The sequence below is a fragment of the Streptomyces sp. NPDC058864 genome, from assembly GCF_042742985.1.
GTDB lineage: Bacteria > Actinomycetota > Actinomycetes > Streptomycetales > Streptomycetaceae > Actinacidiphila.
The window spans coordinates 1-26,470 of record NZ_JBHYMQ010000012.1; the positions used below are offsets into that span (position 1 = coordinate 1).

Below are 26,470 nucleotides of genomic sequence, written 5' to 3' on the forward strand. Positions count from 1 at the left end.
GCCGCGAATATTCGAACGCGGTGGAGGCGTGCCCCGCGCTAGGGTCGTCGCACGCGGGGCGGCTCACGGTGTGCTTCCTTCTCTCACTTTCCCTGAACCAGCGCACCGGCTTCCCGCCCCGCCCAGGCGACCGGCGTCACCGGCCCGGACATGGGGACCGGGCACGGGACCACCGGTTCCCGGGGCGGCTCCCGGGTGTGCTTCCTTCTCTTCTCTGCGAAGTCGCCTCCGGCGATGGATTCCAGCGCGCCCACTTCCCGCCCCGGCACATCCACCAGGGGGAGACACCGGCATGTCCACGGCCACCACCGCCGCCGGCACGACCACGCCGCGCACGCTCACCGGCGTCCTGCTCGCCCGCCGCGGAGCCGTCTACCCGCCGGCCTCCCCGACCGGGCCCGCTGCACCCGGCGGCGCTCGACGCGGCGCAGGTGCGGCTGCTGTCGGCGTCCGACGTGGTCGCCTCGCCGGCCCCGGCCGCCGGCTGAGGCGCTACGACGCGAACTGGCCGTCGAGTTCGAGCCGGCGGCGCAGTTCGCGGACGTAGGGGCGCAGCGTGCTCTCGCTGAGCGGGCCGCCGTTGGGGCTGGAGATGCCGTACCGGTCCTGCAGGATCAGGCCGAACTGGCGGGCGTTGGGGAAGTTGCCGAACTGCTGGTGGTAGGCCCGGAAGGCGCGGTCGTAGATCTCCTCGCGCGAGGTGTCCTCCATGACCGGCTCCACCGGCTCCGGCTCGGTTTCGGCATCGGGGTAGTACTCCGGGTCCGGATCCGGGGTGAACTCGGTGCGGGGCGTGGGGATCACGCCGTTGCCGTCGGCGAGGGCACGGCGGCGGTTTCCGGCGCCGACCGGGGCGGTGACGGGCTCGGCCGCGGGGACGGGTGCCTGGTACGTCTCCGGCGCCCGGTAGGGCTCGGCCACCGGTTCCGGGGCGGCCGCGGCTTCGGGGGCCTGGTACTGGACCTGCGGTTCGGCCGGGACCGGCTCGGGGGCCGGTGCCGGGGCGGGCCGCTCGGGCGCGGGCAGCGGCGCCGGTCCGGGCGCGGGGGCCGCCTCGGCGGCGGGCAGCGCGGCGGCGGCCGGGGCCGGGGCCGGTGCCGGGGCCGGGAGGTCGATGCCCGCGGCGGCCAGGCCGAGGGCCGCGGTCTGCTCCATCGGCACTCCGTACCGGGCGAGCTTCAGCGGCATCAGGGCCTCGACCGGGGCCTTGCGGCGCCAGGCCCGGCCGTAACGGGCGCGCAGCCGGGCCCGGTAGACGAGACGTTCCTGCTCGACCCGGATGACCTCGTCGTAGCTGCGCAGCTCCCACAGCTTCATGCGCCGCCAGAGGCGGAAGGTCGCGAAGGGGGCCAGCAGCCAGCGGGCGAGCCGGACCGACTCCATGTGCTTGTCGGCGGTGATGTCGGCGACCCGGCCGATGGCGTGCCGGGCCGCCTCCACCGAGACGACGAAGAGGATCGGGATGATGCCGTGCATCCCGACGCCGAGCGGGTCCGGCCAGGCCGCCGCGCCGTTGAAGGCGATGGTGGCCGCGGTCAGCAGCCACGCGGTCTGGCGCAGCAGCGGGAACGGGATGCGCAGCCAGGTCAGCAGCAGGTCGAGCGCGAGCAGGACCACGATCCCGGCGTCGATGCCGATCGGGAACACGTTGGCGAACCAGCCGAAGCCCTTGTGCAGCGCCAGCTCGCGCACGGCCGCGTACGAGCCCGCGAAGCCGATCGCGGCGATGACCACCGCGCCCGTGACGACCACACCGGTCAGGATCCGGTGCGTCCGGTTCATGCGTATCGCGGACACCCGCGACCCTCCCAGGCTCGGAAACTGGCCTGCCCAGCCTGCCACACGGGGCAACGGGCAGGTTGCCCAAACGTGGTGAATCGGTACAGCGGATCGCGCAGTTGTTACGCGTTCGCCGCCGCGACCGCGGTGGCCGCCTCCTTGGCCGCCTTGAGCGCGCCGGACTTCAGGCCGGACCCGGCCGGGGTCTTCGCGTCCTCGAAGCCCGCGCCGTTGTAGGTGAGCACCAGCACGGCGTTCCCGGTGCGGGCGACGACCGTGACGTCCCGGTACTCCTCCTTGTCCTTCTTCACCGTCGAGGTGATCGTGGTGCCCGCGTCCCACACGCCGTCCACCGTGACCGGAGCGCTCTTGGCGCCCTTCGCCCGGCCGGCCTCGGCGACCTGCTCGGCGTAGCGCTCCTTCGCCTGCTCCTCGGCCGAGCCGAGGCCCGCGACCGTGTCGTAGCGCTGGAGCGAGACGTCCAGCCAGCGGTACTGGTAGCCGTCCAGGCCGTTCCAGGAGCAGCCGCCGCGCTCGTCGCGCTCGGCGGAGTGCGCGGGGGTGCCCGCGGCCTTCTTCGCCTTGGGGACCAGGGACTTGACGGTCTTGGCGCCGATGACCCGGCAGGGGTCCGGGAGTTCGGTGAACCTGGCGGCGACGGCGCTGGGCGACGGTGACGCGGACTTCGACGCGGGGGACGGCGCGGCGGCCGCCTTCTGCGCGTCGTCCTTCGACGAGTCCGAGCCGGAGGAGCAGCCGGCGACGAGCATCACCGGCACGGCCGCGCCCACCAGCAGGCGGGCGAGGTGCGGGGCTGATCGGTGCATGGATCCTTCGCTCATTTCGTTGCGTGTCATGTCATGGCACAAACGGCCAGACTACGCGCTTCGTCTCATTCGTCGAGTTGATCTGCCAGCTCCGCGGCGACCCGCCGGGCGCCCAGCTGCAGCTCCTCGCTGGGCGGTTCGACCGATTTGTCCGTTGACCATTGCGAGAGTTCGACGGTGACCAGGACGTTCGCCATGCGGAAGACCACGGTGATGTCGCGGTGGAGTCCGGAGCCCTGGGTCTTGAGGACGTCGTTGAGGAAGGCCCCGTCGCCGAGGTCGTCGAGGGTGCGCAGGGAGATGTCGCCGGTGGCCGTGACGGACGGCGAGGGGGTGCCGGAGGCCGCGGGGCTCCCGCCCTCCGGGCTGGGCGGGCCGGCGGTGGCCGACGCGGAGGCCGCGGCATCGGCGGGCGCCGTGGCGGCCGGGATGTGGGCCTGCGCGGCGCGGCTGTCGAAGTCCGCCGTCGCCTGGCTCTCGTCGCTGACGGATGTGTCGTACGACACGACGCGCTCGAGGTTGATGTGCAGGTAGCGGTTGCCGAGGCCGGTGCGGCCGGTCCACCTGCAGCCCACCTTGCGGTCCGTGTCGAATGTCACGGTCGCCTCGCCCGCGTAGTCGTCCGCGTCCGGGACGAACTTCTTGAGCGTGTCCGCGGCGATCGAGCCGCACGGCTCGGGCAGAACGCGGTACCGGCCGGGCGGGGCCGCCGGGGTGGACTGCCTGCCGCCCGCGATGTCGCCGTTGCGCGCGCCGTCCCCGGAGCCGCTCGACCCCGAGCACCCGGCCAGCGTCGCGACGGCGAGCGCGGTCGTGCATGCCGCGGCCACCAGGCCCCGGACCGGGTGGACGCGGTCTCCCCTTGGCAGCACTTGAGGTGGCCCCTTCCTCCGGCGATCGGTCCGGCGCCCGCATAAATCCCTTGGCGGGGGTGGGCGACGGGTAGACACAATGTCTACCGCACGCGCTGCGGCCGTCGCCGGATCATGGGGCTGTATGGCTGACTTCGCCCTTTATTTCGCTTTCCATCGAGACGCGTTGTTTGTGTTGTCCTGATGGATTCCACCGTCCGACCCAGGGGGGAACGACATGTCGTACACAGAAGTGCCCGGAGTGCGGGTGCCGATCCGCATGTGGACGGACCCGGCCGCGGTCGAGGGCGTCGCCATGCAGCAGCTGCGCAACGTCTCCTCGCTGCCGTGGATCAAGGGGCTCGCCGTCATGCCCGACGTCCACTACGGCAAGGGCGCCACGGTGGGTTCGGTGATCGCGATGCACGGCGCGGTCTGCCCGGCCGCGGTCGGCGTGGACATCGGCTGCGGCATGAGCGCCGTACGGACCTCGCTGACGGCGAACGACCTGCCCGGTGACCTCTCGCGGCTCCGCTCCAAGATCGAGCAGGCCATCCCGGTCGGCCGCGGCATGCACGACGAGGCCGTCGACCCCGCCCGGCTGTACGGTCTGTCCGCGGCCGGCTGGGACGGGTTCTGGGACGGCTTCGACGACCTGGCCGAGCCCGTCCGGTTCCGGCACGAGCGCGCGACGAAGCAGATGGGCACGCTCGGCTCCGGCAACCACTTCATCGAGGTCTGCCTCGACGAGGACGGCGCGGTCTGGCTGATGCTGCACTCCGGCTCGCGCAACATCGGCAAGGAACTCGCCGAGTACCACATCGGCGAGGCCCAGAAGCTGCCGCACAACCAGGGCCTGGTCGACCGCGACCTGGCCGTCTTCATCGCGGACACCCCGCAGATGGCGGCCTACCGGCGCGACCTGTTCTGGGCCCAGGACTACGCGAAGCGCAACCGGGCGATCATGATGGCCCTGTTCCAGGAGGTGCTGCGGCGCGAGTTCCGCAAGGCCAAGGTCACCTTCGACCAGGTCATCTCCTGCCACCACAACTACGTCGCCGAGGAGCGCTACGAGGGCATGGACCTGCTCGTCACCCGCAAGGGCGCGATCCGGGCCGGCAGCGGCGACCACGGCATCATCCCGGGCTCCATGGGCACGGGTTCGTACATCGTCCGCGGCCTCGGCAACACCGACGCCTTCAACTCCGCCTCGCACGGCGCGGGCCGCAAGATGAGCCGCAACGCGGCGAAGAAGCGGTTCTCCACGCGGGACCTGGAGGAGCAGACCAAGGGCGTCGAATGCCGCAAGGACTCCGGCGTGGTGGACGAGATCCCGGGCGCGTACAAGCCGATCGAGAAGGTGATCGAGCAGCAGCGCGACCTCGTGGAGGTCGTCGCGAAGCTCAAGCAGGTCGTCTGCGTGAAGGGTTAGCCCGCCGGACGGCGGGGCTCCCGCCGTCCGGCCCCTCGGCACTCGCGGCGCCGAGGCGTTCTTGCCGCCGTGTCAGGACACGACGCGCAGGTGAGTCGGCCAGCCGATGCGGTCGAGGAGTCGGAACATCTCCTTGATGTGGGTCGGGTGCAGCTTCACACACCCCCAGGACCTGTAGTCGCCGGCGCCGTTCCATCGGCGGTCCTCGTTGGCGCCCGGGCTGCCGTCGCGGTTCATCTCGGAGTGGATGAACATCTCCGTACGCTTCACGGTGCCCTTGGAGCACCGCATGTCCTCGAGGTGGACGGCGTAGCCCTTGATGAGCCGGCCGTTGTAGGTGCGGGACTTGAGCTTGATCTTCCAGTTGCCGTTCGGAAGCCAGCCCCTCTTGAGCGTGCAGTCGTTCTTGTCGCCGAGACCTGATCCGGCACGGTAGGCGGCCATGAGCCTCTTGCCCTGGTAGACCGAGAGCCGCGAGTTGGTGGGGTCGGTGGGGTTCTTGTCGTAGACCAGGGAGGTTGCCGTGACCGCCGACGGCGCCTTGGCGGGCTCCTGCGCCGCGAGTGCCGGTGCCAGGGTCAGGGTCAGGGTGGTCGCCGCGGCTCCGGCGATCACGGCGGCACGCAGGCGACGTCCGTTGCTGTTCATGTTCTTCCTCGTTCTTCCCGCACGGCTCTTTGGCTCCGGCCGCGCATGTGCGGTGTTCGTGATGTGTGGTGGGCGCTCGTGAGTGCCGTGGTCCGGGCTGTGAGCGCATCCGCGGGCCGGGGCGGGCGGCGTGACCCGCCCCGGCCCGCGGTCAGGCGATGGCCAGGCGGGCCTGTGCGGACTCCGTGCCGGTGAAGGTGAAGGAGAACTGCTCGCGGACCCCGGAGGAGCACGCGGACTTCGTGCGGTAGTCACCGTTACCGGCGTTGATGCGGACCACGGCGCACTTGGCGTCCCTGCGGGTGTCCTGGAGCCAGCCGGCCACCGTGACGTTGCCGCCGGAGCAGCGCAGGGTCCAGCTGGCCGAAGCGCCGTCGATCACCGGGGACGCGGAGGACGGACAGGTGGCCGCGCTGGCCTGACCGGCGGCGGAGACCGCCAGCCCACTGGCGATGACGGCGGCCGACGCGGCGGAGGTGATGAACTTGCGGACAGCGGACATGAGTGACCCCTTCGGGCAGCGTGCTGACAGGAAGCGGACCGGCGGAGGACCCGGACCTGCCGCCCCGTCGACGAGGCGGGCCGTCCAGGAGTGCCGGCCGCGGAATCAGCATTGCCGCGACGACTGGGTGACGGAACACGATTCCGGCCGCTTACCGAGGCACATCGATGCACCCCGCATGCCAGGGCTCTGACCTGCTGCTATGGGCCGATGCATGCGTGGCGCGTCATGCGGACGCCATGCCCCCGGGCGGGTGTGCCGTGCTTGTCACTCGGAAGCCGACGACGGCCGGCTCGTGGTCCGCTGGTACGCCGGCGTATCGACTGGCTGGGCCTGCTTCACCAGCAGGGCCAGCCAGGTGTTCTCGTCGACCCGGCCTGACTCGCGCAGGCCGTGGGTGCGCTGAAAATAGCCCACGTCCTCGGCGGTGGCCGCCGTGAACCGCCCTGTCACCGGGGTACCGCCCTGGTCCACGTTGTTCAGGAGTTCCTGCACGGCCCGCACGGCAAAGGCGTTGGACCCGGGACCGACCTTCCCCTTCACCAACGCCGGCCAGGTGAGCTTGCCGACCTTGCCGTCGGTCGGCAGCTCCTCCCGTTTCTGGAAGTCCACGACGGCGTCCCTGGTGTCTTCCCTGAAGAAGCCGTCGGCCCGGACCTTGTAGCCGTGCGCGTTCAGCAGGTTCTGCAGGGCGCGGGCGCGGGTGAACTGGTCGGCCTTGCTCATGTACAGCAAGGGCCACTCGTACCGAGCCTCGCCGGCGGAGGCGGCACCAGATGCACCGTCGGCCGTGGCCACGCCGTCCCGGGCGGAGAGCCGTTCGTGGAAGACCGCTCCAGCGGTGAACGCCAGCGCCACGGACGCCGTGACCACGACCAGCCGGAGCCGTCGGAAGCGGGACAGGCCTGCCGTGCCCCGGACAACCCAGCGGTACGCACCGACGGTGCCGCCGGTGGCCGTGGCCCCCTTCATCGCGGGGGTGACACCCGGTCCGGATGTTGCGTCGGAGCCGCCTGCGCCGTCGGCCGGTGTGGCGTGCTCTCCGCTGCTGTCGGCGACCCGGTGGCGGGCGTTCTCCTGCAGCGCGGCCCGGCACAAAGCCCGGGCCCGTTCGAGATCCGGCGCCGGGGCGCGCAACTGAATGTGCAGGGCCTCGACCACTCTCAAAGGAGCGTTCGACACGTGTTTCGGATTCAAGTACCGCGAGAGCGTCGTCTGGTCGACCCCCAGCCTCGCGGCCAGCGCCTGCTGAGTAGGCCGGATGCCGCCGTCCGGGCCCCCGGCCTCCTCCCACCAGCGGCGCAGCAGCCTCGCCAACTGCACCCCTGCGCTCTCCCGGTCGTGGGCATCCTGCTCGTGCACCATGTACGTCCGTCCCCGTCGTCGAGTCGGGCCTCCGCATCGCCTGCATGGCCACATAACAGCAGGTCAGGTGCGTGCATGATGACAGGCATCGATGCATCGGCCTCAGGGGCGGAGATCGTAACGATGTTGTCGGGGCGTTCGGCACGGGCGCTCGCGGGCGGTTCGCGGACCTTCACCCGGCTCTGGACGTTCCGTGGCCGTGCGGCCAAGCCGCCGCCACCTTCGGCGAGAGCGAATGGCCCTTTGGTGGTGACGATCAACAGTCACCCGGACGAGTGCGTGCGCGGCACGGGGCAGGAGCGGTCGGCTCACCCGTGGGAAGGCAGGCCCGGACGGCCACCCCGACGAAGTCGTCGTGGCCACCCGGGGCACCCTGCTCGCGCTGGGACTCTGACGGCGCCGGGGCCCTGGGGGCCTACGGCTCCCGGTGCACGCGGTGCTGGGCGGCCTGGGCGCGGGGGCGGACGACCAGCAGGTCGACGTTGACGTGGGACGGGCGGGTGACTGCCCAGGTGACGGTGTCGGCGATGTCGTCGGAGGTGAGGGGCTCGGCCACGCCCGCGTAGACGGCGGCGGCCTTCTCCTCGTCCCCGTGGAAGCGGGTGAGGGCGAAGCCCTCGGACTTCACCATGCCCGGGGCGATCTCGATCACGCGGACCGGCTCGCCGAGCAACTCCAGACGGAGGGTGCCGGCGAGGGCGTGGGTGCCGTGCTTGGCCGCCACGTAGCCGCCGCCGCCCTCGTACGGGGTGAGGGCGGCCGTGGAGGAGAGCACGACCACGGTGCCGTCGCCGGAGGCGATCAGCCCGGGCAGGAAGGCCTGGACGGTGTGGAGCACGCCGAGGACGTTGACCTCGTACATCGTGCGCCATTCCGCGGGGTCGGCGGTGGCGACCGGGTCCGCGCCGAGGGCGCCGCCGGCGTTGGCGAACAGGACGTCCACCCGGTCCAGCGAGGCGGCGAGCGCGTCGACGGCGCTCCGGTCGGTGACGTCGAGGGCGACGGCGGCCGCGGAGTGGCCCGCGGCGGTGATCTCCTTGGCGAGCGCCTCCAGACGGTCGGCGCGGCGGGCGGTGAGCACGACGTGGTAGCCGGCTTCGGCCAGCCTGCGGGCGGTGGCGGCACCGATGCCGCTGCTCGCGCCGGTCACGACTGCGGTACGGGGGCTCATGGTCGTGCTGCCTTTCGCCGGTCGGGAGGTCGGGAGGTCGGGAGCGACAAGTGCCCGCCCACGCTTGCAGCATAGGCGCGGTGGTGCCGGGCGCTCTCAGGGCGGTCCGCCGGGTGAACCACGGCAGGAACACCCTCGCGCCGCCCGCCGGTGCCGCGAGGGCCTGATGACCGGCGGCTCCGCCGCAGGGCCCCGGCGAGCCGGAGACGACCTGAGGACGGTCCGGGAGAGGACGGCGTCGACCGCAACGAGCGCCGGCCGGAGTCCGGGCCGGGCGCGGACAGGCCGAAGGACGCCCCGCCGCGCCGCGCCGTGCCCGGCCCCCGTCGGACGCGGGTGCCCGCGGTCGGCCGGGACATCCGTCATGCCGCCCCGGCTTCCCCGGCCCAGGCGGCGAGGGCGGCGGCGCGGTCCCCGCCGGCGGCGTCCTCTGCGGCCCAGGCGACGTAGCCGTCGGGGCGGACGAGCAGCGTCGTGCGGCTGCCGTCCGTGCGGATGACGTGGACGGCGCGCGGGTCGGCGGAGGCGGGGCCGTCCGCGGGCCCGGCGGGGGTGACGAGCACGAAGCGGCCGGCGCGCAGCGCCTCGTACAGCCGGCCCTCGCGCAGGGGCAGGTCGGGCGCGCGCCCGCCGGTCAGGGGGTGGGCGCCTCGCGGAGCGGGGTAGGCGATGCCGATGCCGGTGACCGCGCCCAGGGCCCTGCGGCGCAGCGGCGGGAGGTGGCCGACGGCGAGCGAGACCAGGTCGCGGAGGGCCCGCTGCGGGGCGGTGTGGGCCATGGCGAGCCGGATGATGCCGCCGCTGCTGCGCAGCACCGTCGCGCCCACCGGGTGCCGTTCGGCCTGGTAGGTGTCGAGCAGGGTGTCGGACGCGCGGGCCCGGACCACGGCCGCGAGCTTCCAGCCGAGGTTGGCGGCGTCCTGCAGACCGGTGTTCATCCCCTGGCCGCCGGCGGGGGAGTGGACGTGCGCCGCGTCGCCGGCGAGCAGCACGCGGCCGGCGCGGTACACGGGCACCTGGCGCTCGTCGCTGTGGAAGCGGGAGAGCCAGCGGGCCTCACCCATGCCGTGGTCGGTGCCCAGGGCCCGGCGCGTGATGTCGCGGACCTCGTCGAGGCCGACCGGGTCGCCGTCGGGCCGCTCGCCGGTGCGGTCCCAGCACATCACGCGGTACCAGCCGTCGCCGAAGGGCGCGATGAAGGCGAAGGCGTCACCGGTACCGGCCACGGTCAGCAGCTCCGGGGGCGGCTCGGCGAGCCGGACGTCGGCGAGCACGATCGACCGGATCACGGACCGGCCGGGGAAGGGCAGGCCCAGGGCGGTCCGGACGGCGCTGCGATGGCCATCGGTGCCGACGGCGTACGCGGCGCGGCGGGTGGCGACGGTGCCGTCCGCGGCGCGGACGTCGAGCGTGACGCCCCGGTCGTCCTGGTGCACGGCCAGTACCTCGGCACCGTGCTCGAAACGCACGCCGGCGGCGCGGGCACGGCGCTCCAGCAGCCGCTCGACCTCGTACTGGGGGGTGATCAGCAGGTACGGGAAGCGGGAGGGCAGTTCCGCCAGGTCCAGCGAGAGGCGGCGGAAGAGCCGCAGGCCGCGCAGCCGGTGGCCGGTGGCGACCAGTTCGTCGGCGAGGCCGCGGGCGTCGAGGAGTTCGAGGGTGCGGGCGTGGACACCGAAGGCCCGGCTCAGGTTGCCGTGTCCCGTGGCGCGGCGCTCCAGGACGGTGACGGGGACGCCGGCGGCGGCGAGGTCCCCGGCGAGCAGCAGGCCGGTGGGGCCCGCCCCCACGACGAGGACCCCGGCCGGGTGGTCGGCGGTGCCGGGGCGGTGGACGGCGTCGGTGCGGTTCTCGGTGGTCATGGCGGCCTCCTGGGAGTCGGCGCCTGCGGGCCGACGCTGTTGGTCAACAGTTGTTTGCCAACGCTTGTTGGCAAACGTAACCCCACTCTTCGGTTGATGTCAACGCGTGTTGGCCTACAGTTGTGGGCATGACCGCGACCTCCTCCGCCCCCCGCCGATCCGACGCCACCCGCGCAGCGATCCTCACCGCGGCGCGCGACCGCTTCGCCGCCGACGGCTACGAGCGCGCCACCATCCGGGCCATCGCCCGGGACGCCGGCATCGACCCCTCGATGGTCATGCGCTACTACGGCAACAAGGAGGGGCTCTTCGCCGCCGCCTCCGAGTTCGACCTGCGGATGCCGGACGTCACCGCGGTCGCGGCCGAGGACGTCGGGGCCGTCCTCGTCACGCACTTCCTGGAGCGCTGGGAGGAGGACGAGACGCTGACCGCGCTGCTGCGCGTGGGCGTCACCAATCCGGCCGGGGCCGAGCGGATGCGGTCGATCCTGCAGCGGCAGCTCGCACCCGTCGCCGCCGCCGTGTGCCCGGACCCGGAGCCGGGCCGGGCGGCGGAACGCGCCGTGCTCGTGGCCTCGCAGATCCTCGGCATGGCCGTCAGCCGGTACGTGCTGCGCTTCCCGCCGGCCGCGGCGATGCCGCGCGAGGAGGTCGTGGCCTGGCTGGCGCCCACCGTCCAGCGATACCTGACGGCCGAGGGGCCCTGACCCCCACGGGCGGTCACCGTCCGCGCGGGCGGATCCGCGAACGAAGGGACTGACGACGCATGGAACAGCCGAAGAAGGTCCTCGCGGTGGTCGCGCCGCACGTCGGGGGCCGCGCCGTCGGTGCCGCCCTGGCCCGGCTCTTCGAGGGGCGGGCCGCCGTCACCGTGGTCGAGTCCACCGACGAGGACCCGGCGGCGCTGGCCGCGGCGCACGTGATCATGACGGCGCTGGGCCCCGTGACGGCCGGGCACCTCGCCCGGGCCTCCGCCCTGGGACTCGTGCAGTGCACCAGCCACGGCCACGAGCACGTGGACGTCGCCGCCGCCCACGCCCGCGGCGTGACCGTGTGCACCATCGGCTCCAGCGGGGCCGTGACGCAGAGCGTCGCGGAGCAGGCCTTCGCGCTGATGCTCGCCCTCGCCAAGCGGATCGTCCCCGGGCACGAGGCGCTCTCCCGCGGCGAATGGCCGCTGCCCCGCCTGCAGCGCTCGCTGACCGAGCTGGACGGCAGGGTCCTCGGCGTGATCGGCCTCGGGGCGATCGGACAGGCCGTGGCCCGGCGTGCCGCCGCCTTCGGGATGACCGTGCTCTACACCTCGCGCGGGCCCGTACCGGCCGCGACCGAGCGGCTGCTCGGGGCCCGTCGCGTGCCGCTGGAGGAGCTGCTGGCCGGTGCCGACTACGTCTCCGTCCACGTCCCGCTGACCGATGCGACCCGGCATCTGCTCGACGCGCGCCGGCTGGCGCTGCTCAAGCCCACGGCCTTCCTGGTCAACACCGCGCGGGGCGCGATCGTCGACCAGGACGCCCTCGCGGACGCCCTGGAGGGCGGGCGTCTGGCGGGTGCGGGGCTCGACGTCTTCGACCCCGAGCCGCCGCCGGCCGGGACGCGGCTGCTCCGCGCGCCCAACGTCCTCCTGTCGCCGCACGCCGGCGGCGCCACCCGGGACACGCTGGCGCGGATCGCGCAGGCCGCCGTGCGCAACGTCCTGGACCACCTCGACGGCCGTCCGCCCCGGGACGTCGTGCCCGCCGCGGAGGCCTGAACGGGACGCCCCCCGCACGGCAGGGGGCGGTTGACGGACACCGCCGCGGTCGGCCCCCGGCTCAGGCGCTCTGGTCGCCCTCGACGTTGGTGCCCGGGCCGAGCCCGGCGAGCGCGTCCTTGGCCGCCGTCAGGGCGCCGTCGCGGACCTCGCCGTCGATCGGCGCCTTCTTGTTCTCAAAGTCGCTGCCGTTGTAGGTGACCGTCACGACCGCGTTGCCCTTGCGGAACACGACGACCGCCTCGCGCGTCTGCTGCTTGTCCTCGGTCGTCAGCTCGACCGACACGGAGGCCTCGTCACCGATGCCGGACGCCGGGATCGACTTCTTCAGGCGTTCGTACGAGGCCTTCGCCGCCGCCTCGCCGTCCTGGCCGCCGCGGGTAGTGGACACCTCGAAGGTCACGTCGAGCCACCGGTAGTCGAAGCCCTTGAGGGCGTTCCACGAGCAGCCGGTGCGGTGCGAGGGGTCGGTGAGGGACAACTGCTTGCCCGCCGTCTTGGCCTCCGGCACCAGCTTCTTGATGGTCGCGGCCTTGATCGCGGTGCAGGGCGCGGGCGGCTTGGAGTACGTGGCGGGCGCGTCTTTCGAGCCGTCCGATCCGGAACCCGGGCCGGAGCCGGAACCGGAGGACCCGGACCCGGACCCGGAGTCCGATCCCGAGCCGGACGGCGCGGCGGAGCCGGTCTGGGATCCGTTCGCCGACGTGCGGCCGGCCTCCTCGTGGGACGAGGAGGCCATCGTCCAGCCGACGATGGCGAGTATGGCGGTGGGCAGCAGACGAGCCGCCAGGGTGAGGGGCAGGGACGCCACGGCGGTCTTCTCTTCGTCGATCCTGAGGAACCTGGGGCAGAGGAGTGAGCGTGGGGGACGTGGGGCCTGAGCGTACGACGTGAAGATGAGATTGCCATATGAAAGTGGCCCGGGAACAGACCAGTCGCGTAGGGGTTGCGGCACCGGGCGTGACGGGTGTACCCGCGCGCCCCCCGGATCCGGGTGCGCCGCGGTTGCGCCGGCCGCCCGCGGCCGGCGGCACGGGTACGCCGAGGGCGGCGGCCGCGCCCGTGTTCCTCGCGTCGTCCGTTTCCGGCCGGTGACATCGTGGGAGCGCTCTCATAGCATGCGGGGGCATGAGGAGCCTGACCAAGCGCGCTCTGTCCGCCGGTCAACTGGCCGCCCTGCTGCGGGAGTCGGCGGGCGTCGGCTGCAGCGTGGAGGCCGAGCTGACGGACGGCTGGTTCAACGCGGCCTACCGGGTGCGGCTCGACGACGGGCGTCCGGCGGTGGTGAAGATCGCCCCACCGCCGGACGCCGTCGTGCTCCGTTACGAGCGCGGCATCATGGCCACGGAGGTCATGGCGCACCGCCGCATGGCCGCCCTCGGCGACGTCCCGCTGCCGGAACTGCTCCACGCGGCACCGGACTTCCTGGCGCTGTCGGTCCTGCCCGGCACCCCCTGGGACAAGGCCGCCGACCGTATCCCCGCGGACCGGCAGGCCGCGCTCCGCCGTGAACTGGGCCGGATCGTGGCCCGGTTGCACACACTCGCCCCGGAGGACGGCCGGTACGGCTACCCGGCGCCCGAGGCCGGGCTGTCGGCGGCGGACTGGCCGACGGCGTTCGGCGCCATGGTGGACGCGCTGCTGGACGACGCCGGGCGCTGGGACACGCCGCTCGGCGTCGCGCCCGACGGGATCCGCGCACTGGTCGCGGAGGGCGCGGACGTCCTGGCCGAGGTGACCGAGCCGCGGCTGGTCCACTTCGACCTGTGGCCCGGCAACGTCTTCGTCGCCGACGACGGCTCCGCCGTCACCGGGCTCATCGACCACGAGCGGGCCTTCTGGGGCGACCCGGTGGCCGAGCTGGTCTCCCTGGCCCTCGGCGGCGACGCCGGCCCCGGCAGCGATCTCGTCGCCGGCTACCGGGAGGCGGGCGGCGTCCTCGACTTCGGGCCGTCCGTGCTCCACCGGCTGGCCCTCTACCGGGTCTACCTGGGTCTGATCCTGGTCGTCGAGTGCGGCCCGCGGGGCTACCCCGCCGACCACGCGGACCACGTCCGCGACCTGCTCGGCCGGTGGGTCGCGGAGCTGCGGACCGTCCGGCGGGGCTGGTAGGCACTGTCGTCACGTGTCCTCCCCCGGCGTTCGGGAGGGGGAGCCGTCGAATCGTCCGAGCGGCCCACCACGAGGACGATCCTCAGCCCCGCGATGCACCGCACCTGGGGGCACCCCCCCAGCGGCGGCGGGAGGGGAGCTCATGTGACGATACGGCGCAGTACAACCCGGGTGGCCCATCGTGGGTCTCCTCCCCGCGGCACCCGGGTCCCGGGCTCCCGCCCGACCCCGTCCCCCGCTTGGAGACACGCAAGTGAAGCACCCCCTGCGCGGCGCCGCCGCGCTGGCCACCCTGCTCGCCGCGGGCCTGGCCCCGTTCGCCCTGTCCTCCCCCGCCTCCGCCGCCCCCTCCGGCCTCGCGGGCGACTTCAACGGCGACGGCTACCGGGACGTTGCCGTCGCCGCCCCCGCCGCCAAGGTGAGCGGGAAGCTCTGGGCCGGCCAGGTCGCCGTGGTCTACGGGACGGCGAGCGGGCTGAACCCCGCCAGGCACCAGGTCATCAGCCAGAACACCGCGGGCGTCCCCGGCGCGGCGGAGGCGGACGACGAGTTCGGCGACCAGGTCGCCGCCGCGGACCTCAACCGCGACGGCTACAGCGACCTCGTGATCGGTGCCCCGCGCGAGAAGGTCGGCAGCCACCCGGACGCGGGCATGGTCGTCATCGTCTGGGGCTCCAAGAGCGGCCTGTCCGGTGGCACGGCGGTGAAGAACCCGCTCTCGTTCGCCGGTAGTTACTTCGGCACGGGCCTCGCGGCCGCCGACTTCACCGGTGACGGCAAGCCCGACCTGGCCGTCTCGGCGCAGGGCAACACGGGCGAGGCCTCCTGGCGGATCCGACTGATCCGCGGCCCGTTCGCCAAGTCGGGCAGCACCGGCACGGTGTCCTCGTACGCCCCGGGCATCGACCGGCCCGCCCTCACCGCGGGCCGGGTCGACGGCGACAACCGGGCCGACCTCGTGGCCACCGGCGGCAAGGCCAACCGCGACCAGCTCGGCTCCGCCGTCTACTACCGCGGCACCGCCTCGGGCATCACCAAGGGGGCGACCCTGCGGCCCGCCGAGACGGCGGCGATCGGAGACCTGAACAAGGACGGCTACGGCGACATCGCGCTCGGCAACCCCGAGGACCGGGCCGGCGAGCCCTCGGGCACCACCGGCGGCAGGATCGACGTCGTCTACGGCACGTCGTCCGGTCCGAGCGCCACCAGGCGCGTCGCGCTCACGCAGAACTCCGCGGGCGTCCCGGACTCCTCCGAGACCGGGGACCGCTTCGGCCAGGCACTCGCGATCGGGGACTTCGACAAGGACGGTTACGGGGACCTCGCGGTCGGCGTGCCGGGCGAGTCCTTCGGCGACGCCGTCGACGTCCGGACGTGGGCCGGGGCGGTCACGCTGCTCCGGGGCACGGCCTCAGGCGTCACCACGACCCGGTCGGTGTTCCTCACGCAGGACAGCCCCGGCGTGCCCGGCGCGACGGAGATGGCAGACACCTTCGGCCACCGCCTCCTGGCCTCCGACGTGAACCGCGACGGCCGTGCCGATCTCACCGTCGTCGCCGACGGGGAGAACGACCCCGAGGGCGGGGTCTGGTTCCTGCCGGGTGCCGCGTCCACGCTCTACTCGACGACGGCCTCGACGAGCTTCGGCCCGGCCAAGGTGGGGCTGCCGGCCCGCACCTACACGGCGTTCGGCTTCGACCTCGCGGGCTGATCCGCCGGCCGTACCCCCCGGTTGAAGCGGAAGAGGTCGCCGGGGTCGAGGGCCGACTTCAGACGGTCGAGGCGGTCGAGGTCGGGTGCCGGGTGGCCGGGAGCTATCCGGCGGCGGTCGTGGGCTGCTCCACCACGTTCCGGCCGAGCGGTGCCACCCTGCCGGGGTGCTCCGGCTGCCGGTCCGGCGTCAGCCCCGTGCCGGACGCCGAGGCGGGGGTGTGAGCGGGGGCGTGAGCGGGGGTGGGGGTGTGCGTGGCGGTGTGGGCGGACGTGTGGGCGGGGGCGGCGTGGGTGGGCGCCGCGTGGGCACCGCCGGACTGCTGCGCGGCGCCCGGGGCGATCGCCATCGGTGCGGCGGAGGAGGGCACCGCCGCGGTCACCGCACGGGTCGCCTCCGTCTTCGGGTGCTCGTCCTTGTCGGGCGCGTGGCTCACGCCGAAACGGGTCCGCAGGTGGTGTCCGGCCGCCTCATCGAGGCTCACGGGACGCTGCAGCCGCACCGCCAGCCGGCTCGCCTCACGGCCCAGCGCGGCGAGGTCCTCCCACCGCAGGTGCACGACCAGGGGCAGTTCCGCCTCGCCGTCGGGGAGCGCTTGGAGGCCCTGGAAGGGGACGTTGCTCTGACTGTTCATCGGCCGGTCCTCACCATTGGCTGCAGTGCGGTACGGCAGGGGATACGCGCCCCGGCACCGGAGTGTTCAGCCGCGCCCGCGCGGCGCCCCCGGTCCGGCGGGGATGATGGGACGGTGCGCACCCTCGGGATCGACCTCGCCGCGAGCCCCCGGACGACCGCGGTCGCGGTCGTCACCTGGCCCGGGGACGGCACGGCCGTCGTCGCCCCGCCGCTCCTCGGTTGCGCCGACGACATCCTGGTCGGCCTGCTGTGCGGTCTGGAACCCGGGGAACGGGCCGGGGTGGACTGCCCCTTCGGCTGGCCGGTCCCCTTCGTCGAGGCCGTCGCCGCGCACGCGGCGGGCACGCCTTGGCCGGGGCGGGGCACCGACAGCGCCGCGCACCGGGCGACGCTGCGCCACCGCCGCACGGACATCCTCACCCACGAGGAGCTCGGCGGCCGGTGGCCGCTGTCCGTCGCCTTCGACCGGCTCGGCGCCACCGCAGCCCGCTGGGCCCACCTCGCCGACGAACTCGCCGCCCGCGACCGGCCCGTGGCCCGCGACGGCTCCGGGCGGATCGCCGAGGTGTACCCGGCGGCGTCCCGCAGACGCTGGGGCCTCGGCCCCGAACGCTCCACGGCGCAACTCTGCGCGGCCGCACCCTGGCTGCGGTGCGGCCCGGCCGAACGGGCCGCGTACGACGGCAGCGAGCACGCCTTCGACGCCCTGATCGCCGCCCTGGCCGCCCGCGCCGTCCAGCGCGGACTCACCCGGGGCCCGGAGGGTCCCGAACAGACCCGCGCGGCCCGCGTCGAGGGCTGGATCCACCTCCCCCGTGCGGGCACTCTCCCCGCCCTGCCGTGAGCCCCCGCGCGCCCGGGCACGCTTCCGGGACTTCGGCGGTGCGGGGTGCGTGGCGCGTGGGCGTCCCGGCCGCCGCCCTCACACGCCCTCAACGGCGCTGCCCGAGGGCGCGTTCGGCGGACTGCCGGCGGCGCCTGCGCGGCGGCTCGGCCGCGGCTTGCGGCGGCCCGCGGGTGGGGCGGGGGCCTGCTCGGGCGGCCGGTACGCCGCGGCGCGCCCGCACCGTCCCGGCGGCGGGGAACCGGGCATCGCCCGGCGCGCGCCGCCGGTCGCCCGCTCAGCGGAGGCGGATCGTGAGGGTGACGACCGCGCCGACCGGCCCCTGACCGATCGTGAGCCGGTCGGTGACCAGCCGGGCGAGCCACAGGCCGCGCCCGCAGCGGGAGTCGAGGCCGGGGAGCAGTTCGGGGATGACGGCGGCGTCGAATCCGGGGCCGGAATCGGTGATCCGGCACTGCACCTCGCCGTCGGTCCGGCGCAGCATCAGGCGGCCGCGGCCGCCTCCGTGGGTGATCGCGTTGGAGGCCACCTCGTTCACCGCCAGGACGAACTCGCCGCGGCGCGCGGCCGGGAGGCCTGCCCACATCGCGAACTCCTCGGTCAGCAAGCGCAGCCGGGGCAGGTCGCCCTCCGCGAACTCGCGTTCCAGCCCGCAGCCGTCGGCGGCCGGGTCGTCGGCGGGTGGCTCCCGCAGTTCCTCCAGCATCAGCCGCTCACCTCGTTCAGCGTCAGCCCCGGCAGGGACGGTGCGCCCAGCCTGCGCAGCAGCGTCAGGTGGAAGGCCGAGCAGTGGACCTCCACCCGCACCCCCCGCTCCCCGGCGGCGGCCACCAGCGACAGCAGCTCCGCCGCGCATCCGACGTCGAGGAAGTGCAGGTCGCGCAGGGCCAGTACGAGCCGCCCGCCCTCGGCGGTCCGGCGCAGCGCGTCCCCGACGACGGCGTGGAACCGTTCCCGGGTGCTGAGGTCGGCCTCGCCCAGGAGCCGCAGCAGTCCCTCGGTGTGCGTCGCGTGCAGCGCGCCGAGCCGGGTCAGCAGGTTGCGCGGGTGCGCCTGCGCCATCGCGTCGAGCACGTCCCCGGTGAACCAGCGGCGGTCGTAGGCGCAGACCTCCGCGTACGGGCGTCCGGTGAAGAGGTGGTCGGCGTGGGTCTCGCGGTGCACCATCGCGTCGATGGGCGCGCCCATGTCGCGCACCCAGTGCATGTCGATGTACGCGCGCAGGCCCGCGTACCCGTCGCGGACCGCGCGGTCCGTCTCCTCGGCGAGCCGGCCCTGCTGCCGTACCGCCGTGAACTCGCGGTCCGGGCGGATCAGTTCGCGCATGCTGCTCAGCACGAGCTGCCCGCGCCGCTGCGCCGACCGCACCCACACGTCGGCGTCCCCGGCCTGCCCGGCATCGTCGGCCGGTCCCAGGTGGGCCAGCACGTCCCGGTCCGGCACGCCGGGGGCGGCGAAGACCATGACCCGCTCGCCGGCCGCCAGCCCGAGCCGCGCGAAGGCGGCCAGGACGTCCCAGCGTGTGTCGTCGCCGTCGTAGCTGACGAACGCGTGGTCGCCGGGCCGCATCCGCTGCACCGGCACGACCCGCACATCTGCGGCAGGCATCGGTCCTCACCCCCTGGTCTCCGAGCTGCCGAGGGTAGGAGCGCGTCCCGCGGGACCGCCAGGCGGGACCGACTCTGCACGGGATCGCGCGGGGAGCGACCGCGGGTACGCCGGAGCTGCCCGGAACCGCCCGTCCGTCAACACGATGTGACGGACGGGCGGTCAACGCGCCGGTCGGCCGGTCGGCCGGTCGGAGGGTCGGAGGGTCAGGCGTTCAGGCGTTCATGGACCGGTCCGGGGTGAGGGCCCGGTCGCAGATCCGGACGTCGCCGATCCAGCCGTGCAGCAGCTGGTCGAGCTGCCCCCCGTACTCGTAGCCGCCCGGGCTCGCGCCGCCGAAGGCGGGCCTGCTGCGGAACCGGTGCGGGCCGAACACGTCCAGGTAGGGGCTGTCGCCGCGCTGGTCGTCGGTGGACGAGCCGACGTCGTGGTTGCCGGCGACGACGCTGCAGGGCACGCCCGCGCGGTCCAGGACGCGGAAGGCGTCGTCCACGGCGGCGAATTCACCGGCCTGGCCGTTCTGGGTGACGTCACCCAGATGCTCCATGAAGACGATGTTCTCGTCCCTGCCGTGGTCCAGTAGGTAGCGGAACGACGCCTCGACGGAGGCCGGATGGATGCTCGCACCGTCGAAGAGGTACTGCGTGTCCGGCATCACGACCAGCGTGAAGCGGGGGTCGTCGGTGTCGGGGCGCCACGGGCCGCCGTGTGCCGTCGTCGCGGTGGCGGGCGCGGCCGACGCGGCCGACGCGACCGGCGCCGCCGCGGTCAGTCCCGCGACGGCGGCGCCCGCCAGTACCGCCCCCACCAGCAGGGAGCGGCGGCTCGTGCCAAGCTGGGGTCCGTCAGGTCTGTGGCGTGTGTCACACACGGCGATCCCGCTTCCCGCCGGTCGGGCAGTGTCGGCCGAGGACGCCACGGGCGGCGTACGGGTCCCGGCCCAACCGCCCGGGAAGGGCCGGTGAACGGCGCGGGGACCGTCGGATCGGCCGTGGGAAGGAGGTGGCGGCGACGCTCCGCCGGGCCCGGTACGACTGTGAGAGCGGCCACGTGCCCCCTTTTCGGCGGGCTGCGGGGATTAAGCGACGGTAAACTCCCTGTTCGCCATTTGTGACGCCGGGTGAAGGACCCCATGCCACGGGCCGTCCCGCCCGGACGGCCGCGGTACGGGGACGCCGGGCGTGCGTCAGACGCGGGGGCGGTCCCGCGCGCCGGGACACCGTGGTCCCCGGCCGGCCGGGGGTCACCGGCACCGCAGTGGTCCTGAGTTCTCTGGAGGGTTTGACATGCGTCCGTCTCTGGCCGTGAGCGACCGGAACAAGGTGCCCTGCACGTCCGCCGCCGCGCCACCGACCCCCGGCTCGGCCGAGCCGGGGAGCACCGTATGACGCTCGTCGAATCACCCTTCCCGCTCCTCGAGGAGCCCGCGTCCGCCGGTGTGGCCGGCACCTCCGGCGTCCTGTGTCCGGCACGGGCCCTCTTCCGGGCCGGCGACGCCGCCCCCGAGCGCACCCTGCTCGGCGTCCTGGCCGCCACCGCCCGGGCGCACCCCACCGCACCCGCCGTCGACGACGGCACCACGACGCTGAGCTACCGCGCCCTCGCCGCCGCGACCGAGCGCCTGCGCCGCCGCCTGGCGGAGGCCGGCATCGGTGCCGGCGACCGGGTCGGCGTACGCGTGCCCTCGGGCACCGCCGACCTGTACGTGGCGGTCCTCGCCGTGCTCTCCGCGGGCGCCGCCTATGTGCCGGTGGACGCCGAGGACCCCGACGAACGCGCCCGGCTGGTCTTCTCCGAGGCGCAGGTCTGCGCCGTCATCGGCGAGCACCTCACGATCACCCCGTGCGCCGGGCCCCGAGGCACCGTCGGCCGCCGCCCCGGGCCGGACGACGACGCGTGGATCATCTTCACCTCCGGCTCGACCGGCAGGCCCAAGGGCGTCGCCGTCACCCACCGCTCGGCCGCCGCGTTCGTCGACGCCGAGGCCCGGCTCTTCCTCGCCGACGAGCCGCTGGGACCCGGCGACCGGGTGCTGGCCGGGCTGTCGGTGGCCTTCGACGCCTCCTGCGAGGAGATGTGGCTGGCGTGGCGGCACGGCGCCTGCCTGGTGCCCGCGCCGCGCTCCCTCGTCCGCACCGGACTGGACCTCGGCCCGTGGCTGGTCGAGCAGGGCATCACGGTCGTCTCCACCGTCCCGACCCTGGCCGCGCTGTGGCCGGTCGAGGCGCTGGACGACGTCCGCCTGCTGATCTTCGGCGGCGAGGCCTGCCCGCCCGAACTGGCCGAGCGGATGGCCGTCGAGGGTCGAGAGGTGTGGAACACCTACGGCCCGACCGAGGCCACCGTCGTCGCCTGCGCCGCCCAGCTCACCGGGGAGGGCCCGGTCCGCATCGGGCTGCCCCTGGACGGCTGGGAGCTGGCCGTCGTGGACGCCCACGGCGAACCGCTGCCCATGGGCGCGACCGGCGAGCTGGTCATCGGCGGGGTCGGCCTCGCCCGCTACCTGGACCCCGCCAAGGACGCCGAGAAGTACGCCCCGCTGCCCGCCCTCGGCTGGCACCGCGCCTATCGCAGCGGCGACCTGGTCCGCGCGGACGCCGAGGGCCTGGTCTTCGTCGGCCGCGCCGACGAGCAGGTCAAGCTCGGCGGCCGCCGCATCGAGCTGGGCGAGATCGACGCGGCCCTGCAGGCGCTGCCCGCCGTCGCCGGCGCGGCCGCCGCCGTACGCACCACCAAGGGCGGCAACCAGATCCTGGTCGGCTACGTGGCGGTGACCGAGGACTTCGACCAGACCGACGCGCTCGCCCGGCTCCGCGAGGCGCTGCCGGCCGCCCTCGTCCCGCTGCTCGCCGTCGTGGACACCCTGCCCACCCGGACCTCCGGCAAGGTCGACCGGGACGCGCTGCCCTGGCCGCTGCCCGGGCTCGACGCGCCCGCCGCGGAACTCGCCGGCACCGAGGGCCTGCTCGCCGGGCTGTGGGGTGAGCTCCTCGGCGCTCCGGTGACCGGGCCGGACGCCGACTTCTTCGCGCTCGGCGGCGGCAGCCTGACCGCCGCCCGCCTCGTCTCCCAGCTGCGCACCCGCTACCCCGCGGCCGCGGTCGGCGACGTCTACCAGCACCCCACCCTCGGGGCGCTCGCCGCCCGCCTGGACGAGGCCGACGCCCGCCGCGCCGCCGCCCGCCCGGTACGGCCGGTGCCGCGGCGGGCCGCCGCGGCGCAGCTGGCGCTGATGCTGCCGCTGCTCGTCCTGGCCGGACTGCGCTGGGGCGTCGTGGCGGCCGCCATCGGCAATGCGCTGAGCCTCCTCGGCACCTTCCCGTCGGTCCCCGCCGTCTCCTGGTGGTGGGTGCTGGCCGGCTGGGCCCTGCTCATCAGCCCCGCCGGACGGGTCGCGATCTCCGCGGGCGGCGCCCGGCTGCTGCTGCGCGGAGTGCGCCCTGGCACCTACCCGCGCGGCGGGGCGGTGCACCTGCGCCTGTGGGCCGCCGAGCGCCTGGCGCAGGTCAGCGGCGCCGGCAACCTCACCGGCGCCTGGCTGAGCCACTACGCCCGCGCGCTGGGCGCCAGGGTCGGCGACGGCGCCGACCTGCACTCGCTGCCGCCGGTCACCGGCATGCTCAAGCTCGGCAAGGGCAGCGCGGTCGAGCCCGAGGTCGACCTGTCCGGGCACTGGCTCGACGGCGACCTGCTGCACATCGGCAAGATCCGCATCGGGGCGGGCGCCACGGTCGGCTCCCGCAGCACCCTCCTGCCCGGCGCCCGGATCGGCAAGCGCGCCGAGATCGCCCCCGGTTCCGGCGTCGTGGGCGCCGTCCGGGCCGGGCAGCGCTGGGGCGGCGTGCCAGCCGTCCGCACCGGCAAGGCCCCGCACCGCGGCGCCGACGCCCGGCCGCCGCGGCGGCTGCGCTGGGCGGCGGCGTACGAGGTGACCGCCTTCGCCCTGGAACTGCTGCCCGCGGTGTCGGCGCTGCCCGCCCTGCTGGTACTGGCCCGCTTCCTGCGCGGCGCCGGCGCCGCGCCGCTGTCCGCCGCGCTCACGGCCGTCCCCCTGGCCACGCTCGCCTGGCTGCTGACGTACGCGCTGCTGGTGCTGGCCGGGGTGCGGCTGCTGGGCGTCGGGCTGCGCGAGGGCCACCACCCCGTGCACGGCCGCGTCGCCTGGCAGGCCTGGACGACGGCCCGGCTGATGGACCGGGCCCGCGCGCACCTGTTCCCGTTCTACGCCAGCCTGCTGACGCCGGTGTGGCTGCGGGCGCTCGGCATGAAGGTCGGCCGCCATGTGGAGGCGTCCACCGTGCTGGCGCTGCCCACGATGACCACGGTCGGCGACGGGGCCTTCCTCGCCGACGACACCATGGTCGGCAGCTACGAGCTCGGCGGCGGCCGGATGCGCATCGCCGAGGCCCGGATCGGCAAGAAGGCCTTCCTCGGCAACTCGGGCATGACCGCCCCCGGCCGCTCGGTGCCGAAGAACGGCCTGGTCGGCGTGCTCTCGGCGACGCCCAAGGGCGCCAAGGCGGGCAGCTCGTACCTGGGCATGCCGCCGATGAAGCTGCCCCGGGTCCCCGAGGAGGGCGACCGCAGCCGCACCTTCGCGCCGCCCCGGCGGCTCGTGCTGGCCCGCGCGGCCGTCGAGCTGTGCCGGGTCGTCCCCGTGATGTGCGCGGTCGCGCTGGTGGTGCTGGTGCTCGCCGGGTACGCGGCGGTGGCGGCCCGGTACGGGGTGCCCGTGGCGCTCGCCGCCGGCGGGGCGCTGCTCGCGGGCGCCGGTGCGGCCGCCTGCGCGGTGGCCGTGGTGATGAAGTGGCTGCTGGTCGGGCGGGTGCGGGCGGGTGAACGGCCGTTGTGGAGCTCGTTCGTGTGGCGCAACGAACTGGCCGACACCTTCGTCGAGGTGCTGGCCGTGCCGTGGCTCGTCGGCGCGGTCGGTGGCACCCCGCTGATGAACCTGTGGCTGAGGTGCCTGGGGGCGCGGATCGGGCGCGGCGTATGGTGCGAGACGTACTGGCTGCCGGAGGCGGACCTGGTCCGGGTCGGGGACGGCGCGACCGTCGGCCGCGGCTGCGTGGTACAGACACACCTGTTCCACGATCGGATCTTGCGGATGGACGAGGTCGTACTCGGGGAGGGCGCGAGCCTCGGCCCGCACGGCATCGTGCTGCCCGGCGCGACGGTCGGGGCCCGGAGCGCGATCGGCCCGGCCTCGCTCGTCATGCGGGGCGAGGGCGTGCCCGAGGGCACCCGCTGGCTCGGCAACCCGATCTCCGCCTGGCACACAGAGGGGGCCCGCACAGGGTGAGCAACGGCAAGCGCGTGCGTGGCGGGGCCGCCGTCCCCGCCACGCCCGGGGCGGAGGTGTCCGCGGACTCCTACTTCCCCGAGCACGGCAACGGCGGCTACCGGGTCACCCACTACGACCTGGAACTCGACTACCGCCCGGCGGCCAACCGCCTGTCGGGCCGGGCCCGGATCTCCGCGGTGGCGGACCGGGCCCTCTCCGCGTTCAGCCTCGACCTGGGCGCCTTCCGCCTCGACCGGGTCCTCGTCGACGGGCGTCCGGCCCGTTACACCCACCGGGCGGGAAAGCTCCGCGTGAAGCCCGCGAAGGCGCTGCCCGAGGGCCCGTTCGCGGTCGAGGTCCGCTACGTCGGCAACCCCCGGCCCGTCCGCTCCCGCGACTGGGGGGAGCTCGGCTGGGAGCAGCTGGAGGACGGCGCGCTCGTCGCGAGCCAGCCGATCGGCGCGCCCTCCTGGTTCCCCTGCAACGACCACCTCGGTGACCGGGCGGGCTACCGGATCACGGTGACCGCGCCCTCGCCGTACGCGGTCGTCGCCAACGGCAGCCTGGAGTCGTACCGGGTGGGCGCCTCCACGACGACCTGGGTGTACGACCAGCCGAAGCCGATGCCGCCGTACCTGGCGACCGTGCAGATCGGCCAGTACGAGCTGATCGACCACCTCGGCGGCTCCGTACCCCAGCCTGCCGCCGTCCCGCCGCGCCTGACCGCCGACTTCGACCACGACTTCGGGCGCCAGCCGCGGATGATGGAGGTGTTCAGCGAGCTCTTCGGGCCCTACCCCTTCGGCGAGTACGCGGTCGTCGTGACCGACGAGGAACTGGAGGTCCCGGTCGAGGCGCACGGGCTGTCCGTCTTCGGCAGCAACCACCTGGACGGGCGCCGCGGCTCCGAACGGCTCGTCGCCCACGAACTCGCCCACCAGTGGTTCGGCAACAGCCTCGCCCTCGCCGACTGGCGGCACATCTGGCTCAACGAGGGCTTCGCCGCGTACGCGGAGTGGCTGTGGGCGGAGTCCTGCGGCGAGATGACCGCGGCCCGCAACGCGGCCCGCGCCCACGCCCGCCTCGCCGCCCAGCCCCAGGACCTGCGGCTCGCCGACCCCGGTGTCCGGCGCATGTTCGACGACCGGGTGTACAAGCGCGGCGCCCTCACCCTGCACGCGCTGCGCACGGTCATGGGCGATCCGGCGTTCTTCCGGCTGCTGCGGGCCTGGACCGCGGCCCACCGCCATGGCACCGTGACCACCGGGCAGTTCACCGCCCTGGCGCAGGAGCACACCGACCGGCCGCTGGAGGCGCTGGTCTTCCACCCGTGGCTGCACGGGACGCGCCTGCCACGTCTGCCGATCGGGGGAGCATGAGCGACGTACACACCGACGAGGGCGGCATCGTCGTCTACTGGCGGCCCGGCTGCACCTTCTGCATGAAGCTGCGCGCCCAGCTGCTGTTCGCGCGGCTGCGCCACACCAAGGTCAACATCTGGCGCGATCCGGACGCCGCCGCCTTCGTGCGCTCCGTGGCGGACGGGAACGAGACCGTGCCGACCGTCACCGTGGCGGGTCGGCCCATGGTCAACCCGTCGCTGCGGCAGCTGAGGGAGGCGGTCAGGGCGTACGCCCCGCACCTTCAGCCGAAGCGCGACACGTAGCGGCGCTGCCAGGGCGTCTCCACCGCGCGCCGGGCATAGTGCTCGCGCACATAGGCGACGGCCTCCCCGGACGGCACCCCGTCCAGCACCGCCAGGCAGGCCAGGGCCGTCCCGGTGCGGCCGATCCCGCCGTGGCAGGCGACCTCCACCCGCTCGCCCGCCGCCCGGCCCCACGCCTCGCGCAGCGCCTGCGCGGCGTCCGTACGATCCCCGGGCAGCCGGAAGTCCGGCCAGCGCACCCAGCGGCTCTCCCAGGCCGTCTCCGGGGGCTCGTGGGCCAGCAGGTACAGCCCGAACGCGGGGACGGGCCCGGCCGGCAGCGGATGCCGCAGCCCCCGACCGCGCACCAGCCGCCCCGACGGCAGCCGCAGCACCCCCGGCGCGCCCGGCTCCCAGCCGGGCGCGGGCTCAGCGCCCAC

General features: G+C 74.5%; 22 protein-coding genes and 1 pseudogene. 9 read left to right on the forward strand and 14 right to left on the reverse strand.

The features are described 5' to 3' along the window. Positions 1-492: 492 nt before the first annotated feature. From ACFW3D_RS11845 to ACFW3D_RS11855, 3 genes are all read right to left on the reverse strand, one after another. Positions 493-1,782 carry a DUF2637 domain-containing protein gene (locus tag ACFW3D_RS11845; RefSeq protein ID WP_500503934.1) on the reverse strand — a complete coding sequence of 430 codons (1,290 nt, stop codon included), beginning with the start codon at positions 1,780-1,782 and terminating at the stop codon, positions 493-495. Positions 1,783-1,901: 119 nt separating this feature from the next. Further along, positions 1,902-2,606, reverse strand: coding sequence for a DUF3558 domain-containing protein (locus ACFW3D_RS11850; protein WP_500503935.1), 705 nt, complete (start codon positions 2,604-2,606; stop codon positions 1,902-1,904). A 65-nt stretch (positions 2,607-2,671) separates the two neighbouring features. Next, positions 2,672-3,478, reverse strand: a complete 807-nt coding sequence (locus tag ACFW3D_RS11855; protein WP_500503936.1) for a hypothetical protein — start codon at positions 3,476-3,478, stop codon at positions 2,672-2,674. A gap of 217 nt (positions 3,479-3,695) precedes the next feature. Here ACFW3D_RS11855 and ACFW3D_RS11860 point away from each other — a divergent pair, with 217 nt between their 5' ends. Continuing rightward, positions 3,696-4,889 carry an RtcB family protein gene (locus ACFW3D_RS11860; protein ID WP_500503937.1) on the forward strand — a complete coding sequence of 398 codons (1,194 nt, stop codon included), beginning with the start codon at positions 3,696-3,698 and terminating at the stop codon, positions 4,887-4,889. 72 nt (positions 4,890-4,961) lie between these two features. On the opposite strand, the gene ACFW3D_RS11865 is transcribed toward ACFW3D_RS11860, so the two are convergent. From ACFW3D_RS11865 to ACFW3D_RS11885, 5 genes are all read right to left on the reverse strand, one after another. Then, positions 4,962-5,537: a L,D-transpeptidase family protein gene (locus tag ACFW3D_RS11865; RefSeq protein WP_500503938.1), complete on the reverse strand. Its 576-nt coding sequence runs from the start codon at positions 5,535-5,537 to the stop codon at positions 4,962-4,964. Between the two features lie 151 nt (positions 5,538-5,688). Then, a complete protein-coding gene (locus tag ACFW3D_RS11870) occupies positions 5,689-6,039 on the reverse strand; it encodes a hypothetical protein (protein WP_500503939.1) in 351 nt (116 codons plus the stop codon). Positions 6,040-6,306: 267 nt separating this feature from the next. Further along, complete coding sequence (locus ACFW3D_RS11875) at positions 6,307-7,404, reverse strand: peptidoglycan-binding protein (RefSeq protein WP_500503940.1); 1,098 nt, start codon at positions 7,402-7,404, stop codon at positions 6,307-6,309. 415 nt (positions 7,405-7,819) lie between these two features. Then, positions 7,820-8,575 carry an SDR family NAD(P)-dependent oxidoreductase gene (locus ACFW3D_RS11880; protein WP_500503941.1) on the reverse strand — a complete coding sequence of 252 codons (756 nt, stop codon included), beginning with the start codon at positions 8,573-8,575 and terminating at the stop codon, positions 7,820-7,822. Positions 8,576-8,937: 362 nt separating this feature from the next. Further along, complete coding sequence (locus tag ACFW3D_RS11885) at positions 8,938-10,437, reverse strand: FAD-dependent oxidoreductase (protein WP_500503942.1); 1,500 nt, start codon at positions 10,435-10,437, stop codon at positions 8,938-8,940. A gap of 128 nt (positions 10,438-10,565) precedes the next feature. On the opposite strand from ACFW3D_RS11885, the gene ACFW3D_RS11890 reads away from it, so the two are divergent. Further along, a complete protein-coding gene (locus ACFW3D_RS11890; RefSeq protein ID WP_500503943.1) occupies positions 10,566-11,144 on the forward strand; it encodes a TetR/AcrR family transcriptional regulator in 579 nt (192 codons plus the stop codon). 59 nt (positions 11,145-11,203) lie between these two features. After that, positions 11,204-12,190, forward strand: a complete 987-nt coding sequence (locus ACFW3D_RS11895; protein WP_500503944.1) for a 2-hydroxyacid dehydrogenase — start codon at positions 11,204-11,206, stop codon at positions 12,188-12,190. A 61-nt stretch (positions 12,191-12,251) separates the two neighbouring features. On the opposite strand, the gene ACFW3D_RS11900 is transcribed toward ACFW3D_RS11895, so the two are convergent. Then, positions 12,252-13,001, reverse strand: a complete 750-nt coding sequence (locus tag ACFW3D_RS11900; RefSeq protein WP_500503945.1) for a hypothetical protein — start codon at positions 12,999-13,001, stop codon at positions 12,252-12,254. A gap of 317 nt (positions 13,002-13,318) precedes the next feature. On the opposite strand from ACFW3D_RS11900, the gene ACFW3D_RS11905 reads away from it, so the two are divergent. Beyond that, positions 13,319-14,302, forward strand: a complete 984-nt coding sequence (locus ACFW3D_RS11905) for a phosphotransferase family protein (RefSeq protein ID WP_500503946.1) — start codon at positions 13,319-13,321, stop codon at positions 14,300-14,302. 253 nt (positions 14,303-14,555) lie between these two features. Continuing rightward, positions 14,556-16,013: a VCBS repeat-containing protein gene (locus ACFW3D_RS11910; RefSeq protein WP_500503948.1), complete on the forward strand. Its 1,458-nt coding sequence runs from the start codon at positions 14,556-14,558 to the stop codon at positions 16,011-16,013. A 103-nt stretch (positions 16,014-16,116) separates the two neighbouring features. On the opposite strand, the gene ACFW3D_RS11915 is transcribed toward ACFW3D_RS11910, so the two are convergent. Beyond that, positions 16,117-16,647, reverse strand: a complete 531-nt coding sequence (locus ACFW3D_RS11915; RefSeq protein ID WP_500503950.1) for a hypothetical protein — start codon at positions 16,645-16,647, stop codon at positions 16,117-16,119. Between the two features lie 114 nt (positions 16,648-16,761). Between ACFW3D_RS11915 and ACFW3D_RS11920 the strand changes: the two genes are divergently transcribed. Then, a complete protein-coding gene (locus tag ACFW3D_RS11920) occupies positions 16,762-17,493 on the forward strand; it encodes a DUF429 domain-containing protein (RefSeq protein ID WP_500503951.1) in 732 nt (243 codons plus the stop codon). Positions 17,494-17,770: 277 nt separating this feature from the next. On the opposite strand, the gene ACFW3D_RS11925 is transcribed toward ACFW3D_RS11920, so the two are convergent. The 3 genes and pseudogenes from ACFW3D_RS11925 to ACFW3D_RS11935 all read right to left on the reverse strand — a co-directional run. Continuing rightward, positions 17,771-18,199, reverse strand: coding sequence for an ATP-binding protein (locus ACFW3D_RS11925; protein WP_500503952.1), 429 nt, complete (start codon positions 18,197-18,199; stop codon positions 17,771-17,773). Beyond that, positions 18,199-19,101, reverse strand: coding sequence for an MEDS domain-containing protein (locus tag ACFW3D_RS11930; RefSeq protein ID WP_500503954.1), 903 nt, complete (start codon positions 19,099-19,101; stop codon positions 18,199-18,201). Before ACFW3D_RS11930 ends, ACFW3D_RS11925 begins: the two co-directional genes overlap by 1 nt. A 313-nt stretch (positions 19,102-19,414) precedes the next feature. Then, a pseudogene (locus ACFW3D_RS11935) lies at positions 19,415-19,972 on the reverse strand (metallophosphoesterase family protein); the annotation flags it as partial. 513 nt (positions 19,973-20,485) lie between these two features. Here ACFW3D_RS11935 and ACFW3D_RS11940 point away from each other — a divergent pair. The 3 genes from ACFW3D_RS11940 to ACFW3D_RS11950 are packed head-to-tail and all read left to right on the forward strand — an operon-like array spanning position 20,486 to position 26,051. Beyond that, the gene (locus ACFW3D_RS11940; RefSeq protein ID WP_500503955.1) at positions 20,486-24,403 is read left to right on the forward strand and encodes a Pls/PosA family non-ribosomal peptide synthetase; all 3,918 of its coding nucleotides are present in this window, start codon (positions 20,486-20,488) and stop codon (positions 24,401-24,403) included. Next, positions 24,400-25,764 carry a M1 family metallopeptidase gene (locus ACFW3D_RS11945; protein WP_500503956.1) on the forward strand — a complete coding sequence of 455 codons (1,365 nt, stop codon included), beginning with the start codon at positions 24,400-24,402 and terminating at the stop codon, positions 25,762-25,764. Before ACFW3D_RS11940 ends, ACFW3D_RS11945 begins: the two co-directional genes overlap by 4 nt. Next, the gene (locus tag ACFW3D_RS11950; RefSeq protein ID WP_500503958.1) at positions 25,761-26,051 is read left to right on the forward strand and encodes a glutaredoxin domain-containing protein; all 291 of its coding nucleotides are present in this window, start codon (positions 25,761-25,763) and stop codon (positions 26,049-26,051) included. Before ACFW3D_RS11945 ends, ACFW3D_RS11950 begins: the two co-directional genes overlap by 4 nt. Here the strand turns inward: ACFW3D_RS11950 and ACFW3D_RS11955 are convergent. Next, the gene (locus ACFW3D_RS11955) at positions 26,030-26,470 is read right to left on the reverse strand and encodes a protein-tyrosine phosphatase family protein (RefSeq protein WP_500503959.1); all 441 of its coding nucleotides are present in this window, start codon (positions 26,468-26,470) and stop codon (positions 26,030-26,032) included. The genes ACFW3D_RS11950 and ACFW3D_RS11955 overlap by 22 nt on opposite strands.

Coding starts and splice junctions, on each gene's coding strand:
- ACFW3D_RS11845 (WP_500503934.1), bottom strand. CDS start 1,782: ATGAACCGGACGCACCGGATCCTGACCGGTGTGGTCGTCACGGGCGCG.
- ACFW3D_RS11850 (WP_500503935.1), bottom strand. CDS start 2,606: ATGCACCGATCAGCCCCGCACCTCGCCCGCCTGCTGGTGGGCGCGGCC.
- ACFW3D_RS11860 (WP_500503937.1), top strand. CDS start 3,696: ATGTCGTACACAGAAGTGCCCGGAGTGCGGGTGCCGATCCGCATGTGG.
- ACFW3D_RS11865 (WP_500503938.1), bottom strand. CDS start 5,537: ATGAACAGCAACGGACGTCGCCTGCGTGCCGCCGTGATCGCCGGAGCC.
- ACFW3D_RS11870 (WP_500503939.1), bottom strand. CDS start 6,039: ATGTCCGCTGTCCGCAAGTTCATCACCTCCGCCGCGTCGGCCGCCGTC.
- ACFW3D_RS11875 (WP_500503940.1), bottom strand. CDS start 7,404: ATGGTGCACGAGCAGGATGCCCACGACCGGGAGAGCGCAGGGGTGCAG.
- ACFW3D_RS11880 (WP_500503941.1), bottom strand. CDS start 8,575: ATGAGCCCCCGTACCGCAGTCGTGACCGGCGCGAGCAGCGGCATCGGT.
- ACFW3D_RS11885 (WP_500503942.1), bottom strand. CDS start 10,437: ATGACCACCGAGAACCGCACCGACGCCGTCCACCGCCCCGGCACCGCC.
- ACFW3D_RS11890 (WP_500503943.1), top strand. CDS start 10,566: ATGACCGCGACCTCCTCCGCCCCCCGCCGATCCGACGCCACCCGCGCA.
- ACFW3D_RS11895 (WP_500503944.1), top strand. CDS start 11,204: ATGGAACAGCCGAAGAAGGTCCTCGCGGTGGTCGCGCCGCACGTCGGG.
- ACFW3D_RS11905 (WP_500503946.1), top strand. CDS start 13,319: ATGAGGAGCCTGACCAAGCGCGCTCTGTCCGCCGGTCAACTGGCCGCC.
- ACFW3D_RS11915 (WP_500503950.1), bottom strand. CDS start 16,647: ATGAACAGTCAGAGCAACGTCCCCTTCCAGGGCCTCCAAGCGCTCCCC.
- ACFW3D_RS11925 (WP_500503952.1), bottom strand. CDS start 18,199: ATGCTGGAGGAACTGCGGGAGCCACCCGCCGACGACCCGGCCGCCGAC.
- ACFW3D_RS11930 (WP_500503954.1), bottom strand. CDS start 19,101: ATGCCTGCCGCAGATGTGCGGGTCGTGCCGGTGCAGCGGATGCGGCCC.
- ACFW3D_RS11940 (WP_500503955.1), top strand. CDS start 20,486: ATGACGCTCGTCGAATCACCCTTCCCGCTCCTCGAGGAGCCCGCGTCC.
- ACFW3D_RS11950 (WP_500503958.1), top strand. CDS start 25,761: ATGAGCGACGTACACACCGACGAGGGCGGCATCGTCGTCTACTGGCGG.